This is a genomic window from Caproiciproducens sp. MSJ-32 (assembly GCF_018918055.1).
Taxonomy (GTDB): Bacteria; Bacillota; Clostridia; order Clostridiales; family Clostridiaceae; genus Clostridium.
Genome location: NZ_JAHLPS010000070.1, coordinates 21,740 through 37,363, shown reverse-complemented (window position 1 = coordinate 37,363; position 15,624 = coordinate 21,740). Strand labels below are relative to the sequence as shown.

General features: G+C 30.9%; 15 protein-coding genes. 1 reads left to right on the top strand and 14 read right to left on the bottom strand.

Going from position 1 to position 15,624, the window contains the following annotated elements:
* Nucleotides 1–123: 123 nt before the first annotated feature.
* The 3 genes from KQI16_RS08305 to KQI16_RS08295 all read right to left on the bottom strand — a co-directional run bounded on the left by KQI16_RS08305 (nucleotide 124) and on the right by KQI16_RS08295 (nucleotide 1,902).
* Nucleotides 124–501: a hypothetical protein gene (locus KQI16_RS08305; protein WP_216433518.1), complete on the bottom strand. Its 378-nt coding sequence runs from the start codon at nucleotides 499–501 to the stop codon at nucleotides 124–126.
* A complete protein-coding gene (locus KQI16_RS08300) occupies nucleotides 449–1,399 on the bottom strand; it encodes a DnaD domain protein (RefSeq protein WP_216433516.1) in 951 nt (316 codons plus the stop codon). The genes KQI16_RS08305 and KQI16_RS08300 overlap by 53 nt, the downstream gene beginning before the upstream one ends.
* 311 nt (nucleotides 1,400–1,710) lie before the next feature.
* Nucleotides 1,711–1,902, bottom strand: a complete 192-nt coding sequence (locus tag KQI16_RS08295) for a hypothetical protein (RefSeq protein ID WP_216433514.1) — start codon at nucleotides 1,900–1,902, stop codon at nucleotides 1,711–1,713.
* A 184-nt stretch (nucleotides 1,903–2,086) separates the two neighbouring features.
* Here KQI16_RS08295 and KQI16_RS08290 point away from each other — a divergent pair, with 184 nt between their 5' ends.
* Nucleotides 2,087–2,695, top strand: a complete 609-nt coding sequence (locus KQI16_RS08290) for a superoxide dismutase (RefSeq protein ID WP_216433512.1) — start codon at nucleotides 2,087–2,089, stop codon at nucleotides 2,693–2,695.
* A 73-nt stretch (nucleotides 2,696–2,768) separates the two neighbouring features.
* On the opposite strand, the gene KQI16_RS08285 is transcribed toward KQI16_RS08290, so the two are convergent.
* The 11 genes from KQI16_RS08285 to mutT all read right to left on the bottom strand — a co-directional run bounded on the left by KQI16_RS08285 (nucleotide 2,769) and on the right by mutT (nucleotide 15,614).
* Nucleotides 2,769–2,876 carry a ParA family protein gene (locus KQI16_RS08285; protein WP_330654179.1) on the bottom strand — a complete coding sequence of 36 codons (108 nt, stop codon included), beginning with the start codon at nucleotides 2,874–2,876 and terminating at the stop codon, nucleotides 2,769–2,771.
* Nucleotides 2,877–2,945: 69 nt separating this feature from the next.
* Nucleotides 2,946–3,377, bottom strand: coding sequence for a GreA/GreB family elongation factor (locus KQI16_RS08280; protein WP_216433510.1), 432 nt, complete (start codon nucleotides 3,375–3,377; stop codon nucleotides 2,946–2,948).
* A 338-nt stretch (nucleotides 3,378–3,715) separates the two neighbouring features.
* Nucleotides 3,716–4,804, bottom strand: a complete 1,089-nt coding sequence (locus KQI16_RS08275; RefSeq protein WP_216433508.1) for an alpha/beta hydrolase — start codon at nucleotides 4,802–4,804, stop codon at nucleotides 3,716–3,718.
* A gap of 64 nt (nucleotides 4,805–4,868) precedes the next feature.
* Nucleotides 4,869–5,744: an ROK family protein gene (locus KQI16_RS08270; protein ID WP_216433506.1), complete on the bottom strand. Its 876-nt coding sequence runs from the start codon at nucleotides 5,742–5,744 to the stop codon at nucleotides 4,869–4,871.
* Nucleotides 5,745–5,777: 33 nt separating this feature from the next.
* Nucleotides 5,778–6,677, bottom strand: a complete 900-nt coding sequence (locus KQI16_RS08265; protein ID WP_216433503.1) for an AraC family transcriptional regulator — start codon at nucleotides 6,675–6,677, stop codon at nucleotides 5,778–5,780.
* 39 nt (nucleotides 6,678–6,716) lie between these two features.
* Nucleotides 6,717–7,631, bottom strand: a complete 915-nt coding sequence (locus KQI16_RS08260) for a family 1 glycosylhydrolase (RefSeq protein ID WP_216433501.1) — start codon at nucleotides 7,629–7,631, stop codon at nucleotides 6,717–6,719.
* A 330-nt stretch (nucleotides 7,632–7,961) separates the two neighbouring features.
* Entirely contained in the window at nucleotides 7,962–9,758 is a 1,797-nt protein-coding gene (locus KQI16_RS08255; RefSeq protein ID WP_216433499.1) for a glycoside hydrolase family 13 protein, read from the bottom strand.
* A gap of 273 nt (nucleotides 9,759–10,031) precedes the next feature.
* Nucleotides 10,032–10,244 carry a DUF3006 domain-containing protein gene (locus KQI16_RS08250; protein WP_216433497.1) on the bottom strand — a complete coding sequence of 71 codons (213 nt, stop codon included), beginning with the start codon at nucleotides 10,242–10,244 and terminating at the stop codon, nucleotides 10,032–10,034.
* Between the two features lie 9 nt (nucleotides 10,245–10,253).
* The gene (locus tag KQI16_RS08245) at nucleotides 10,254–11,498 is read right to left on the bottom strand and encodes a ComEC/Rec2 family competence protein (protein ID WP_286172991.1); all 1,245 of its coding nucleotides are present in this window, start codon (nucleotides 11,496–11,498) and stop codon (nucleotides 10,254–10,256) included.
* Nucleotides 11,499–11,949: 451 nt separating this feature from the next.
* Nucleotides 11,950–15,114 carry a DEAD/DEAH box helicase gene (locus tag KQI16_RS08240; RefSeq protein WP_216433495.1) on the bottom strand — a complete coding sequence of 1,055 codons (3,165 nt, stop codon included), beginning with the start codon at nucleotides 15,112–15,114 and terminating at the stop codon, nucleotides 11,950–11,952.
* Nucleotides 15,115–15,224: 110 nt separating this feature from the next.
* The gene (gene mutT / locus KQI16_RS08235) at nucleotides 15,225–15,614 is read right to left on the bottom strand and encodes an 8-oxo-dGTP diphosphatase MutT (RefSeq protein ID WP_216433493.1); all 390 of its coding nucleotides are present in this window, start codon (nucleotides 15,612–15,614) and stop codon (nucleotides 15,225–15,227) included.
* Between the last annotated feature and the right edge of the window lie 10 nt (nucleotides 15,615–15,624).

Here is a 15,624-nt window from a genome sequence, read left to right as displayed (position 1 = left end):
CTTGAAACTCCATATTTTCTTGCTAAGTCACTATAGTTTGGTTTCATATTTAAGCACCTCAAAATGTTCAGTTCTGCCTTTATTGTTTCTATCATGCTAATTACCTCCTTACGTCGGAGATAATTATACTATTTCATTTGCAATTCTGTTAAGTTTTATATTTGTAATCTTGTTAATTTTTATTTTAGCATTAATAGCATATTTAAGGCCAAGGTTATAGAACCTTTTATCTCCCTTCTTAAAGTCCCAGTTTTCAAAGGTTTTGTCATAAAAGCTTCTTTCCATAAGGGAATTTTTTAGGAGGATTTTTAGTCTATCTCTTTTTTCTTCCTCCTTCTCCCTTATCTCCTGCTCTTTTAGCTCCTTCTTTTTGCAGCTGCATAAAACCTTCACCCTCATGCTTCTTCCAAAGAGTTCTAGAATCTTTTGTGTTTTCTCCCCACAGATATTACAAGTCGTCAAGGTCGAGGATACATCCCCTTCTTCGAAGTTCTTCTTCATAACTTGATATAGCATCTCCACCTTTTATCCCCTCTTTCTCTCTAGACTTTTGAAACTTGTTTTTTAGTATGCCTTCCACATAGCTTAACGAATATTTATTATGTCTTATTGCTTCTACCATAGCTTCTCTTAGAGCTTCCTCTGAGTAATTTTTTATGCAGTCATCTAAAAGCTCCCTTGTTATCTCGTTTATTTTTCCAAAGCCATTATCTCTAAATAATTTATATATGCCTTCATTATCACAACTACAACTACAACTTAATCTTTCTTCTTCTTTTTCAGAGCCTTCATAACTTTTAGATTTAGCTTCTATGCTATTATTAGTTATATCAGTATTTGTTGTAGTATTAGTATTTAGTATATATTCAGTATTTAGTTCTTTATCAGTATTTAGTATAGATTTAGTATTTAGTAGGGGCGGATTTTTCGAATTCGGCTCTTGCTCCTTGCTATTTTCCGAATTCCATTTCTCCGCATTAGAACTATCCACATTCCATTTTTCAGCCCTATGCTTTTCCTTTATTGAACTTTTTATTTCACTTTCTTCCAGTATGGCTTCTTCCCAAAGTGGATTATTTCCATCTTCAGAACTTTCTCTTTCCCTTGGGACTTCATAAACTAAATATTCATATCCCCCAGTGAATTTGCCCCTTTCATCTCTCTTTCTTATTCTTTCTATATAGCCGAATTCCATTAATTCCTTTATGGCTGTTGAAATGCTGTCCTTCCCATCTCTAGCATGTTTTATTATGTCTCTCAAGTAAAAGTTCCAATCATCAGGCTTGCTTAAAAAGTAAGCAAGCAAACCCTTTGCCTTAAGGCTTAAATTCCTGTCTTCTAAGAAACCATTGTGAATTACTGTATAGTTTTTATTTTTTACTGCCCTGAAAATAGCCATAATATCCTCCCTTTATACTTTTGACTTACAATTCTCCTAAGCTTTTTAATTATCTAATTCTGTCTTTATTTCAAACTTTCTATAGCTTGTCTCCTTTAAATATCTTTTATAAATTTCTGCTTCTTCCCTTTTTAAGGCCTTTAGGTCAAATCTTAGCCTCTTGTAGCTTTTTCATTTGTGTCTTCTTTTTATTAAAATCTCACAGTCTAGCTTGTAGGGCCTTCTAGAACTTCTTTTGTTAAATATAAAAGACTGCATATATTCATTTTGTATATAGTTTAACCTTTCCATAATAAGCTCCTCCCCTTTAGTTACCATCTAAGCTTGTACTTCTCCATATAATCATAGAGACAGTCAGCATGAATAATATCATCCTCAAATTTATAAGCATCATCATTAGACATAATTAACTTATGGCAATGATCGCAGCGGGCTATTTGATACTCCTTATCAAATTCATAATAATAGTCATAACAAAATTCTGGTAAACTTAATTTTTCCATTTGATACTGGAGCAAGGGGAATAGGATCTGAAAACTTATAATTTTTTCAAATTATCTGAAAATTTAGTCTAGACAAATTTATATTTTGATGTATAATATAATCAAAGATATTAATTGATAATAATTATTAATCGATTAAGTTTATCAATAATTTATATAAATGTTATTAATGAGGTGATTATATATGAATAAATTTAGTTTAAGACCATTACCATATGCATATAATGCTTTAGAACCATATATCGATGCTTTAACAATGGAAATACATCATGACAGACATCATCAAGCATACGTGGACAATTTAAATAAGGCTTTAGAAAAATATCCTGAATTCTATGAAAAGAGTTTAGAGGAAATATTATCGAACTTAGATGCAATACCAGCAGATATTAGACAAGCTGTTATAAATAATGCTGGAGGAGTTTACAACCATGACTTCTTCTGGAGCATAATGTCTCCAGATCATAATCAAGAACCATCAGGAGCTTTACTTGATGCTATAGTTAAAACTTTTGGATCAGTAGAAGAATTTAAGGCTCAATTTGCTCAAGCAGCTGCAGCAAGATTTGGTTCAGGCTGGGCATGGTTAGTTAAAGATGCCGAAGGAAATCTAAAAATTATGAGTACAGCTAACCAAGACAGTCCAATTTCTGATGGCTATAAGTTAATAATAGGCTTAGATGTATGGGAACATGCTTACTACCTAAATTATCAAAACAAGCGTCCTGCATATATTGAAAATTGGTGGAAGCTTGTTAACTGGAAGCAAGCAGAAGAGAATTTTGCTAACTAATAAAAAAGTGGCTGTATCAAAGGATTTTTAATTCCTTTGATACAGCCTTTTTAATTTGATTGTTAGTCTAAATCTATACATAATACTTTTTTCCTCTTAAAGCTAAATCTGCTGCTATTTTTGATGCTAAAATTGTTTTCCCAACTCCTCCTTTGTAGTTTATAAAAGAAACAATTTTCACTGACATCTCCTTAGTATTTTTATTGATTTAAATTATCTCTATTCTTTTAATAATTTAGATATGCATTATTTAACCAATTGCCTTTATCTTATATCTAAATTTATCATTCTTATATTCTACAATTATTATATCTCCCATGATTTTATTTATTAAGGCTTTTCCAAGTTTAGAACTTTGAGAATATAACCCTTCAAAAGGAATCTCCTCACTATCTTTTACTATCTTTATTTTAACTTCTTTCTTGGTCTTTAAGGATACTAAGGTAATAGTTTTATTAAGATAGGGATGTATACTTTTATCTATATAACTTCCTGTTTGATTTTTATTATCCTTATTTCTAGATGTAGTACTATAATATTTGCATCGCTTACCCACGCATTTTGTTAGGTAATGTTCTGACTTATTGTATTGACAAATATTACTATAACTTAATCTACACTCTAACCTTTTATTTTTTCCCTTTGGCTTAAGTTGTACTATATGAGCTGAAACGCCTTGCATATGCCTTACCCCATAAGATATTAACCCCCAACTATTTTTTTATTCTCATTTTATCTTATGTTTATTAGTTTCTATCTATTATTTATTCCTTCATTTAAAACTAAATTGAGACCCATAGACAGCATTGAAGGAGATTGAAATATCTGCGAGAACAGCCACCTATCGAGAGATAGGAATAAAAATTATTGAAATTGCAAGATAATACTAGTTTTAGTATTGCCTTTTTTATTTTATAGAAATATTAACAGTAGATAGCTGTTGTCTCTTAAATTATATGACAAAAAAAGCCAATGCTTCTTTTACTAAGCATCGGCTTTCTTATGACTATTATTACTTCCTTAACTTAGGCTTTTAATAGCCTCAGAAATAATATCAACTAAATCTTCTGCTTGAGCTACATAGCCTAATCTGTCAATAAAGGCATGGGTCATGCCCTTATAACGATAGCATGTAACATCAACTCCTGCATCCTTAAGCTGCTTTGCATAAAATTCTACTTGTATTGTAAGTCCATCAAATTCAGCTCCCACTAAAATTGCCTTAGGAAGATTTTTATGGGATTCTGCCATAATTGGACTTACATAAGGGTTATATACTAGATTACTATCTTTTAAATATAAGGTTTTAATTGGATTATTTTCTATACTTTCAGGTTTTCCTAAGTTTAACATAGGACTGATTTGCTCTTCTTGTTCTGGAGCAATGGTGAAGGCTTCCTTTGACCATTTATAGCCTGGAACAGAAGCATCGCCAAGGGCTACACATGGATAAATTAATACTTGTAAAGCCACCATAGGTATTTTTTCATCCCTTGCCCTCAAGGCTATTGCTGCTGCAAAATTTCCTCCAGCACTATCTCCACCAATTGCTATTTTATTTTTATCAATTCCATACTTTTCAGCATTCTCATAAATATGTTTTACTGCACCGTAACAATCATTTAGCCCATTAGGATATGGCTTTTCTGGTGCTAAGGAATAATCTACATTAAATACTACACAGTTAGCTCTTTCTGCTATTAATTTGCAGAAATTTTCTACTACATATGTGGTTCCGCCAATCCAGCCCCCACCATGGAAAAATACTAAGGCTGCTTTATTAGCAGTTCTTTCCATAAGTCTTGGATAATATCTCCATAGGCCTACTTCATTTCCATAACAATTTATTGTTTCAAACTTTGTATATATTTCAACAGTATTTAGGTTTAAATTTGCAAAACCCATACTGTCTCTAATGCTTTGAATGCTAAAATCTTTAAATGCATTTGATGCTGAATTTGCATCAAGAACAGCTTTTTCACAAGGATCCAAGTAGCCCTCTCTTTTCTCCCCTGGACTTGGTTTTAATATTATTTCAACTCCATTATTTATAATTTTTTTAGTTTCATTTTTAAGGATATCTAAATATTCTAGTGGATATTTCCTCATATAACTCTCCCCCTATTTCTCATAATTATTTTCAAGGCATTTTAGGGCTTCTTCTAAATATACTTTAATTATTCTCTCTTCTTAAATATAATACAGCTCCTAAAAGATTAGCATCATTGCCATATAAGCATCGCTTAATCTTAGTTGTACATATTTCTAGAAAAGTGTTTTCCATATTAGTAAATCTTTCCTTAACAAGGTCTATAAACCAGTCTTCCTCACTAATTCCACCGCCTAAGCATATAACTTCTGGATTAATAAATAATATAATGTTATAAAAACATAAACATATATTATCTACCCATTCCTCCATTGCCTTTATAGCGATTTCCTCATTGTTTAAATACTTCTTGCATACTTCAGTACCATATTTAAGATTTTCATTAGCTTTTTCATTGTATATTCTAACCAAAGCTGGTATGGAAGCAACGCTTGCCCAAAATTGTGGCTTATCCTTATCCTTTGATAATGCTATGCCTGAAAATTCTCCAGCCATTCCATTTACACCTTGAATAACCCCTTGGCTATCACATACACAGCCCCCAATGCCTGTCCCAATAATGAAGTAGACACTTGATCGAGTCCCCTTGCCATTTCCTAATAAGAACTCACAATAGCCTGCTGCTTTAGCATCATTAATTGTGGCTACTTTTTTCTTTAATCTCTTTGAAACTTCTAAATTCACATTAGTTCCGTACATAATCTGCACATTTTCTGCTGCCTTAGATAAAATGTTTGAATTACTATCAATTACTCCTGGGGCTGAAATACCTATTGCCTCATATTCATATTTATCCAATCCCTCACATAAATAGTCATAAAATTCATCCTTTGTTTCCTTTAATTTTGTTTCCTTTTTCCACTTCTTTATAACTTTATTTTCCTCATCTATAAGGGCATATTTAATAAAAGTCCCGCCAATATCTATTCCTAAATACATTCCCTCTTCTCCCTTAAAATTGATATTAATTTATTACTTTAATTTATTAGCCACTTGCTTTCTATAATTACTCGGAGTTGTTTTATATTTTGCCTTGAATTTATTTATAAAGGCCATTTCATTTGGAAAACCGCATTCCAAGGCTATTTCAATGATATTCTTTTTTGAATTTACAAGCTGGTAAACAGCATTTTCAAGCCTTATCTCCGTTAAATAACTATAAACTGTTTTGCCTACATATTTTTTAAATAATAGTGCAATATTCTGAGGCGTATATCCAAAATATTTAGCTATTGAATTTAAAGTAATATTTTCTTTGTAATTGCAGTTAATGTAATATATAACTTTATGAATCAAGTCATTAACCTTACTGCTTATTTCACTTTTATAAGCAAAATTCTCATCTTCAACAATGGTTATCAGCAATAATAAGAGATTTGCCTGGTATTTCATTCTAGAAACATAGTCTGTCTTATCTAAATACTGAATAACACTTTTATAGTAAAATAAGAACTTCGATACATCCTTTACTTTGAATGCCTTTGTTGACAGCTTATCAAAATCTAAGTATTTTACTAAAAAATCATATCTTATATGCAGACATTGATGACAAAGAGTTTGGGTTAAAGACTTGGTTCCATGTAATATACTTCCACCTATAACTCCAACATCACCAGCTCCTAATGGTATATTTTCATTAGCAGTAGTGATTTCAAGAGAGCCTTCAACAACATAGATTATTTCAAGTGATTCATGCCAATGCTTTCCAACTACCTTTTTTTCAGTAGAAAACCACTCATTATAAACACAAATGTTGTTAAGATCTTTTTTCCAAGGACCTTCCTTTTCAAAAGGCTCGTAATCATTTACATAGTTTATATGAATTACTTCTTCTTCTTTAAATATATTTAGTATATCACTCTTATATATCATTCCCTGCTCCTATTATTCTTTAAATTTATAATATTTTATTTAGTCAAGACATTCTCCATTAGATTCTATGACCCTTTTATACCAGTAGAAGGACTTTTTCTTTAGTCTCTTTAAAGTTCCATTACCTTTATCATCCATATCAACATAGACAAAACCGTATCGCTTTTTCATTTCTCCAGTGCCGGCAGATACTAAATCAATACATCCCCATGGGGTATATCCCATTAAGTCTACTCCATCATATTCAATAGCTTTCTTTATTTCAATTATATGCTTCTTTAAATAATCAATGCGATAATCATCATTGATCTCACCATTTTCGTCAATTGTATCTATAGCTCCTAAGCCATTTTCTACAATCATTAATGGTTTTTGATACTTATCATATAATCTATTTAAAACAAGTCTAATTCCTTGAGGATCAATAGGCCATCCCCATTCAGATTCTTCTAAATATGGATTTTTAACTCCTCCAAGTTGATTTCCAGCAGATTTTTCTTTACTTTCTTTTGTTGAAATTACAGCTGAATTATAGTAACTAAAGGCAATATAATCTACTACTCCCTTTCTTAGTAACTCCTCGTCTCCTTCTTCTTTAACTAAGTTAATATTTAATCTTTCTAATTCCTTAAGCTTATAAGAAGGATAATAGCCCCTAGCTTGTACATCTAGATAAAAATCTTTAAACATTCTATCCACTTCCATTGTCTTAATAGAATCATTAGGATTACATGTTTCTGGATAGAATAATATATTAGCTACCATTAGTCCTATTTTGAAATCAGGGTTAATCTTATGACCTAGAATAACTGCCTTGGCACTAGCTAATAATACATGATAAATAGCTTGTTGCTGCCTTTGTAGATTTGATGCTTCTGTAATGCCTAAAGTAGTATAGTCCATTTGGTTTGCAGCAGTTGCTCCTCCCCATAAAAACCCTTCTGGGAAACTCATTTATACCAGCTCCTTCTCTTTAATTAATAATTGCTCTTCCTTATATGCCTTTGAATCATCAATTTTAAAGAATGGCAAATACAATAGGAAGTGTATAGTTATTGATGCCAACCATACTAAAAATAAATTAAATCCTCCACTCATAAATGATGAAACAAATCCTGTTAATATAGGATTTGGGTGAATTCCATTTACACCCTTATTTTAAACGTTTACTTTTTTCCTCAATATTCTATTTTTAAAAAAATAACCTTAATTATTTAAAATCTATTATCCTTAGTTTTATCTATATAAAAAGAGCCACAAGCTGTGGCTCAATTGCTGAAATAGCTATTTTTTTAGTAAATAAATTTTATAATCATATGGGAAAAGTTCAATCTCACTATCTAATAAAAGCTCCTTATCTTCAAGACAGTCCCTAAGCTTTAAATTTCTCATTTCTTCTGGAAGGCTAAACTTCTTATTTTTTTCATCCATATTTAAAATCACATATAAATCTTCTTCCCTGCCCTTCTTTTTATAGCTTAAGACATTATCAAGGCCATCAAGTTCTATCCAGCTAAGATTTTCTGACCTAAAGCTCTCATACTTTTTACGAAGCTGGATTAATTTTTTTATAAAGGAGAAAAGCTCCTTATTCTGCTTATCTTCCTCCCAGATCATTGGCTGCCTGTTGGTATGTTCTCCCCCTGTCATGCCAATTTCACTGCCATAATAGATAGATGGAGAGCCAGGAAAGGTCAGTAGTATTAAGTAGGCAAGCTTTGCAAGCTCTACTCTTTTCTGAACCAAGCTAAAGAAACGCTCAGTATCATGGCTGTCTAGAAGGTTAAAGAGATTTCTTGTTAAATGCTTTGGATAGCTTACTAAGAGCCTGCTTAATTCAACTTTTAAGTCCTCTAGGCTGTATTTCATTTTTTCCTTATTATTTAATCGGAAGCAGGACCAGATAGGCCTTGAAAACTCATAATTCATAACAGCATCAAACTGGTCTCCCCTTAGCCAAGGATAAGAATTATCCCAATTTTCTCCTAGAATATAGAGGCTTGGCTTAATAGCCTTTAATCTCTTCCTTAATTCCCTCCAGAAATCATGGGATACCTCATTGGAAACATCCAGCCTCCAGCCATCTATATCATATTTTTCAACCCAATAGCTTGCCACCTTTAAAAGATATTCCCTGGCAATAGGGTTACTTGTATTCCACTTTGGCATGGACTGGGTGTAGGCAAAGGTAAAGTAATTTAATTCTTCCCTTGCTACAGCCTGAGGCTTACCATTTATTATTTCTCCTGCTACTATTGGCTTATTAGGGTTCAAAACATAGAAGCAGTTAAAGTATTTAGACTTCTTCCCATTCTTTACTACATCCTGCCAGTAAGGGTGGTTAAAGCCACAGTGGTTAAAGACTGCATCCAGCATGACCTTAATTCCTCGCCTATGGGCTTCCTCAACAAGTCTTTTAAAGGTATCATTATCTCCTAATTCCTTATCAATCTTAAAGTAATCTGTAGTATCATACTTATGCTGGCTAGGGGATTCAAAGATTGGATTTAGGTATATCCCATTAAAGCCAGCTTCTTTAATATAATCAAGCTTTTCTATAATTCCCTGTAAAGTTCCTTCCTTGCTCTTTTCTCCCCCATAAAAGCTCTTTGGGAAAATCTGATACCATACAGTATTTTCTACCCAGTCTGGAGCCTTATATAAATCTTCTTCATTTATATAGGGATAGTTAAAGTAATTTGATAGGTCATACAGTCTATCCTTATCTTCTGTGTATGGATGCCTGTAGTGGCTTCCATAGATATATTTTTCCTTATCATTTTCCAGGATGAAGCAGTATTTAATTCTTCTCCACTTTATATCCTTAATTTCTGCAAACCAGCAGTCATGATCTCTTGTAATCTGCTCCTTTTCCATTTTAATCTTATATACTGAGGCTATATCAAAATCATATATGCCGCTTCCATCCTTTCTTGGAATCCAGTTAAAGGGATCTACTGCTAATATTTCAATATTCTTTACTTCATTTTTGCCAGTTTTTATTCTTACATGAAGGGTCTCCTTATCATAGGCATAGGCAAGATTGCTTTTAGCTTCATGTATAATTGCTGCAAAATTCATGCTAATTTCTCCTTCCTTTATTTAGTCATTAAGGAAAAATTTATTATAACCTTTGCTGAAATTATATTCTTTTAGAAAGGTAATATCAATCCTTATTTAAGCTTTCTGAGGAACTTTGGAACTTTAAACAATTTATCTTTATATAATAGGAAAAGACAATTAAAATTTTGTTTATTTACACAATTTTCTTATAAACTGCATTTTTATAATAACCTAAAAATATAAAAAGCTTAGCCCTAATAAATCTTTAGTGCTAAGCTTTCTATAGCCTTTCTAATTCCACAAATCCTTTGTAAGTTCTTCTATCTTTCTTTTTCTTCTTTCAGTTTCTTCAAGGTCTATTGTAATAATATCATCAGATATGTCCAGCACATATCCTTCTTTTGCCTTTGAAGGAATTTTAGAAATTTCTATGTCTATCATGCTTCTGTCTTCCCTTTCACAGACAGCAAAATCTCCTTCAAATCTGTCTATTATTACTTTCAAAATAAACACCTACCTTTTAGATCTTCTAAAACCTGCTGCTTGAGCTTCCTCTTCAGTTGAAAACCAAACTTCTGCTATGGTTTTATCGTAATAAGCTCCACCTGGCATATGATAAATTTTCTCACCTTTTGAATTTATATTGCCCTTAATTTTGCCAGTTCCACTTGTACTAGTATTGTTGCTTGTGTTAGAACTTGAGCTGCTATTAAAACTACTGCCAGCCTTACTACTTGTATTACTATTAGATTTACTGCTTGAGCTGTTGCTTGAAGAAGCAAAAGCATAGCTTCCTGGTTCAACATTAAAGCTTATATTCTTTCCATCACTTGTTGCAACTACTGTTCCATTTTCATCAGTTCTATAAACAGCTATGTTATGAGCCTTTAATCTATTCATAACTTCCTCAGTTGGATGTCCATAACTGTTGTCCTTTCCAACACTTATAACAGCATATTTAGGATTTACCTTATTTAAGAAGGCTTCAGTTGTAGAAGAACGACTTCCATGGTGGCCGATCTTTAATAAGTCAGCTGATAAATCCATACCCTTTGACAGCATTTCATCTTCTGATACTGCTTCTGCATCTCCAGTGAATAAGAAGGATGTATTTCCATAAGTAACTTTTAAGACTATTGAATAATCATTGGCATCTTCATAAGAGGAACTATTTGGAGCAAGTACTGTAACTGTAGCCTCTCCCAACTTAAAACTCTCTCCAACAGAAGGTACTGTAAGCTTTAAGCCCTTGTTTTTTACTGCCTTTACAAAGTCTTCAAAGGTTCTTGTAGTTGCAGTCTGCTTTGGGAAATATACCTTATTTACCTTTAAGGAATTTATAACAATATCTGCACTTCCAATATGATCTTCATCTTTATGGGTTCCAACAAAATATTTAAGTTCCTTTATATTCTGTCCATTAAGATAAGCTTTTAACACTTCCGCATCATCATTATTTCCAGCATCTATAAGCATTGCTTCACTGCCCTGCTCTATTAAAATACTATCTGCTTGACCAACATCTATAAAATGTATTTTTAAACTTCCATTTACTTTATTAGAAGCTGTTTCTTTATTTTTTTCTTCAGTCTCCTTTAAGAATCCCTCTTGCTTAACAAGGGCACTTTGTCCATTATTATCTGTTGTAATTGAAGAAGAACATCCAGCAAAGAATACTGACATAGTAACTATAAGAAATAGTGTCCCAATTAAGCTTTTTCCTTTGCTTCTAAGTCCTTTAACTGTGGCTTTTCTCATTTGTTTCACCTCTCAAAATTTGTCTGATAATATCATTATATCAGGAAAAATGGAGCTTTGCTATTAAATAAAAAGACACCTTCTTTTTAACAAAGATGCCTATGACTAAGTATAAAGAATACTTGCTATATCAAATTTTTATCAGTTTTTTATGCTGTTTAAAAATAAAATCATACTATATTCATCAACTTCATGGGCTAAGAATTTTGTTTCAGAAGCAAGGGCTTTCATCAGATTTATTAAATCTTCTGCATCCTCTAACTCTGGAGTTCTTATTATAAGTTGTTAACCATCTTTTAGTAGATACTCTTTTCTGTAATTTTTATTAGAGCTCTCATTTTTCCCCTGCCTGCTCATAGCTTGCCTCCCCATTAATAGAGTAAGTTATTAATAATATATACAGTATAATTTCATAACTCTAGAAATAAAAGAAGGAAGTTTTCTTCTTTTATTATATAATTATGGATTTATTAGCTTTATTTATCAACCTAGCTGGTATTTTTTCATGCAATTCCCAAACAAAACTAATAGGCTTACTGCCACTATGACCTCTATATTCACAAGTACCTAAGTAAGTGAAAGGTGATGTAAATCCCTCTTTAGTTTTATATTCTCTAACAAATAAAGCTATTTTACTACCATTTTTTAAATGGTTAATATATCTTTGTCCTGTTTTACTTTCAACTGATGTTCCTGATTGACTTTGCCAGTGAAACAAGTTCTCGTTAATGGCATAATCTTCATATAAAGTTGAAGGTGAAAAATCCTTATCACTTTTATTTAAGGTTATAAAAAATATATCAATCTTTTTATCTTCAAAATATTTAACTCCTTCCCTAAAAGAAGGTTTCCTTTCTTCATTATAATATCCAAAGGCAGTTAGAATCATTTCTGTTGAATAATCACAATGCAAATCTAAAGGACAAGGAAATCCTAAATCTACCTTCTTATCTACAAATTCAATATTATTATAATTATAAGTTAGTATTTCACATACTTCCTTCATCATAATCTTATTTTTAAGTAACTTATTAATTCCATCTTCAATTGAAGCTAAGCCTACTTTTGCTGGAATATCATCATAGAAAATATAGTAGATCATATTTAGCATAAGTTTTTCTTCTTCATTAAGATAAAAACTATCTATATAATTTTTTCTTATTATGCTTATTATAAATTCTATTAGTCTTCTTGAATTAATAAAGAATAATTTATAGAATTTTTTAGCTATTTCTAACTCTTGTTCTTCTTTAAAATCTTCTTTAACCCCTGCTAATACACACATTCTATAAAAACTTCTATCTTTATTCCTTCCATAAAAATCTGTTAAAGATAACTTATTAAAGTTTAAAAAGTTTTCTAAAGTTAATTCTAAGTGAGTATTTTGAGTAAATTCTTTTATCTTATTTATTAAAGTTTTCTCATTATTTTTGATTGATTTTATACTTCTTAAAATATATTCTTTAGCTTGCTTTTCTAAATGAATATAGCATCCTTTAGGTAAAGTTAAAAATCCATTTTCAATATTTTCCCTAACTGACCTATTACTTTTTCCTATTAAAGCTCTAAACTTATCTTCAAAAAAATTATATTTTTTATGTGCTTGCCCAACAAAATCTAAAACTGTTAAACACTCTTTTCCTTCATGTAATCTTAATCCTCTTCCAAGTTGCTGCAGGAATACTGTTAAACTTTCTGTAGGCCTTAAAAATAATATTGTATTTACTTCTGGGATATCAACTCCCTCATTATACAAATCAACTACAAATATAAATTTTATTTTCCCACTAACAAGCATTTTTTTAGCACTATTTCTTTCCTCTTTTCTGCTTTCATCAGTCAAAGCAAGAGATGGTATGCCTCTTTCATTAAATCTTTGAGCCATGAACTTAGCATGTTCCTTACTAACGCAAAAGCCAAGTCCAATTACTTCTTCTATATCTGTTACATATTTATTTAAAGCGCGTATTATCTCTTTTACTCTTATATCATTATTGGTATAAACATTAGTAAGTTCACTTATGCTATAACCATTTCTTTGCCATTTTAAATTAGACAAATCAACTGAATCAGAAACTGCAAAATATTGAAAAGGACAAAGTAATTTTCTATCAATTGCTTCTGTTAATCTTATCTCTGCTGAAATTCTATCGTCAAAATATTGAAATATATCTTTATTATCTGCCCTTTCTGGTGTAGCTGTTAAACCTAATAAAATTTTAGGCTTATAATAATTTAGTAGCTTTTGATAAGATGGAGCTGCTGCATGATGAAACTCATCTACTATAATAAAATCATAATAATCTTCAGTTGTTAGCTTAGTTAAGTCCTTACTATTTAAACTTTGAATGGAAACAAACAAATGATCTAAACTTTCCGGAGTATTATTTCCAACCATAAGATTACCAAAATTATTATCTTTCATAACAACTCTAAAGGTATCTCTTGCTTGCTTAAGTATTTCTTCTCGATGAACAACAAATAATAATCTATTTAACTTTTTCTTATTTTCTAAACAAAAATTTCTGTAATCAAAAGCAGATATTACTGTTTTTCCAACTCCAGTAGCAGCAATAACAAGATTTCTATTCTTTTTAAAAATTTCTCTTTCTACTTTTAACTTGTCTAATATTTCTTGTTGATAAGAATAAGGTCTTATATCAAAAGAAAAATTAAATTCATCATTAGATGCTGTTTCTTTCTTTAAAGACCTTTTAAGCCTTGCTTTATCTTCTTCAGTTCCTAAGTAAGATATAAACTCTTTATCATTCCAATAGCTTTCAAAGGTAGCTTCAAATTTCTTTATAACATCAAAAGAATCTTGCTCAGTTATTTTTAAATTCCACTCTAAGCCAGAAGTTAAAGCTGCATTAGAAAGATTGGATGATCCAATATAAGCTGTAGTAAAGCCCGTCTCTCTCTTAAACATATAAGCTTTAGCATGCAACCTGGTTCTTTCTGTATCATAAGATATTTTAATTTCAGTATTAGCTAGCTTACTTAATTCTTCTATTGCCTTTAAATCTGTAGCTCCCATATAAGAAGTTGTTATTAATCTAAGTTTTTTACCCTTTTGAGTAGCTTCTCTAAGACTTTCAATTATACATCTAAGTCCGCTCCATTTTACAAAGGAAACTAATAAATCAATAGAATCGCAAGTTAAAATCTCCTTATTTATTTCCCCTAACATATTAGGTTCCATACTTGATCCTGTAAATAAGGAACTTTGGGATAATGAAGTAACTGGTTTTAATATTTTTCCTTTTTTAAAAGCCCTACTATTGTTAACTTTATTATATAAAGCACTAAGTATTTCTCCATTCTTATCTATCTCATACTTTTTTATATCTTCTTCATTTGAAACTTTACTTAATATTTCAATTATCTTATTGCAAGCTTCTATTTGTTTTAATAATTTATCTTCGTCAGTTTTTTCCTTATCTCTTATATAATTTAAGGATTTTCTAATTACCTTAGAAATATATTGAGAAAGAATTACCTTTGCTTCTTCTTTATCTAATTTTGATTTATCTATAATAAAATTTTCATTATCTATTTCATTTAAATACTTTTTTATCTCTGTATTTATTACCTGTTCATATAAGCCTTCTTTCAATAAATTCACCCCAAACCTTTTGTTTTACATAATTTATCCATTTTTATTTTATCATATTTCCATATAAAAAATAAAAGTGATAATTACTTATTAGTAACTATCACTTTTTCTTACCTAAACTTCTTCTTCAACTCTTCCACAACCAGCACATCCGCCGGTACCCAAACTTCCTTATCAACTTCCTCTAAGCTTATCCACTTAGCACTATTATGCACATTTAAATTTAATTCGCCCCCTATAACTTCACAAATAAAGCAGTGCATAATTAAATGAAAGCTTGAATAATCATAGTCTATCGTAGTTAAAAATTCTTTAACCTTTATATCAAGCTCTAATTCTTCTTTAATTTCACGAATAAGGGCTTCTTCCCTTGTTTCGCTAGCTTCTATCTTTCCTCCTGGAAACTCCCACATATTATGAAAGTCTCCTCCTTCCCTGCGGGTTATAAATATTTTATTTTCTTTTTTTATTATTGCTGCTACAACTTCTATGCTTTTCATAATAAATTCC